We start from the raw sequence: 1,615 nt of genomic DNA on the forward strand, positions 1-1,615 counted from the left end.
GCTCTCGCGCACGAGCGGCTCGTGCGCGGCCACGAACTCGACGTTCGTCCCGTGCGGCGGGGCGGGGTCCACCTCGGGGGCGCGGCCCAGGTCCAGCCCCTGCAGGTCGGCGAAGGAGGCCAGCGGGACCACGGTGTGGGGGTTGCCCATCGAGATGCTCAGCGCCGGACGCGGATCGGTGAGGCCGTGGGCGAGGACCATCGAGTCCGACGCCGCCTCCTCCGCCAGCTCGGGGTCGAGGTACGACCAGGGGCCCATGTCGATCGCGTAGCCGTGCTCGAGCCGGGTCACGGCCTTCACGCCGGCGCGCGTGCCGATGGTGATCGCCCGGCCGGGGGCCAGGTCCACGAGGCCCTTCTCGACCAGGAAGTGCACGAAGACGCGCACCCCGTTGCCGCACATCTCGGCGATCGAGCCGTCGCCGTTGCGGTAGTCCATGAACCACTCGGCCTCGGGGTGCTCGGCGAGCAGCGCCTCACCCTCCGGCAGGCGTGCCGAGCGCACGGCGCGGATGACGCCGTCGGCGCCGATCCCCCGGTGCCGGTCAGCCAGCCGTGCGACGCGCTGGGCGTCGAGCTGCGTGTTGCCGTCCGGGTCGGCGATCAGCACGAAGTCGTTGCCCGTGCCATGGCCCTTCGTGAACGGCACGCGCGGCGCGCTCGCGTGGAGGGGGTCCTGGGCGGCGGGCGCCGCGGGCTGCTCGGTCATGGGTCCAGTCTAGGTGGCGTCCCCGGCGACGACGGCGAGCGCCTCCGCCACGATGTCCTCGCCCTGCGCGTCGAGCCAGACGACGCGCGGGTCGGCCCGGAACCAGGTCTCCTGGCGGCGGGCGAACCGGCGCGTGGCCACGACGGTCTGCTCGGCCGCCTCCTCCTCGGTGAGCTCGCCGTCGAGGACGGCGAGCATCTGGGCGTAGCCGATCGCGCGGGACGCGGTCGGTCCCTGCCGCAGCCCGTCCGGCCCGGGGACGTCGAGGTGGCGGACCTCGTCCAGCAGACCCTCGGCCAGCATGCGCTCCACCCGGGCCGCGATCCGCTGGTGCAGCTCGGCCCGGTCCAGGCGCAGGCCGAGCTGCACCACGGGGGCGACCTCCGGGGCGTACGTGCGCTCCGGCATGAACGCGGAGAACGGGCGGCCCGTCAGTCGGCACACCTCCAGTGCGCGCACGATGCGGCGGGCGTCCTGCAGCCGCTCCGCCGAGACCGGGTCCAGGGCGGCCAGCTCGGCCCTCAGCCCGGCCAGGCCCTCCCGCTGCGCGCGCGCCTCCAGCTCGGCCCGCAGCGCCGGGTCCGTGGGCGGGAACTCGAGCACGTCCAGCGCCGCCCGCACGTACAGCCCGGAGCCGCCCACGAGGATCGGGGTCCGTCCCCGCGCGCGGATCTGGTCGAACAGGTCGCGGGCCGCGGACTGGAAGGCCGCCACCGAGGCCTCCTGGCCGACGTCGAGCACGTCCAGCAGATGGTGCGGGACGCCCTCGCGTTCAGCCGGGGTGACCTTCGCCGTGCCCACGTCCATCCCCCGGTAGAACTGCAGGGCGTCCCCGTTGACCACCTCGCCGTCCAGCGCGTGCGCCAGGGCGACGGCGAGGGCGGACTTGCCCGTCGCCGTCGCCCCG

At 75.3% G+C, this 1,615-nt stretch carries 2 protein-coding genes; both read right to left on the reverse strand.

All coding sequences use genetic code 11. The annotated features are described in order from the left end of the window. The coding region (gene dapF / locus HMPREF3105_RS11335; RefSeq protein ID WP_246830384.1) for a diaminopimelate epimerase at nt 1–708 on the reverse strand (708 nt) is incomplete at its 3' end. Between the two features lie 9 nt (nt 709–717). Beyond that, nucleotides 718–1,615 (reverse strand): tRNA (adenosine(37)-N6)-dimethylallyltransferase MiaA (gene miaA / locus HMPREF3105_RS11340; RefSeq protein WP_070709683.1); only part of this gene is annotated, 898 nt, incomplete at its 5' end.

Origin of the sequence: Micrococcus sp. HMSC31B01 (assembly GCF_001816085.1) — a bacterium.
In the GTDB taxonomy this organism is placed as follows: Bacteria; Actinomycetota; Actinomycetes; order Actinomycetales; family Micrococcaceae; genus Micrococcus; species Micrococcus luteus.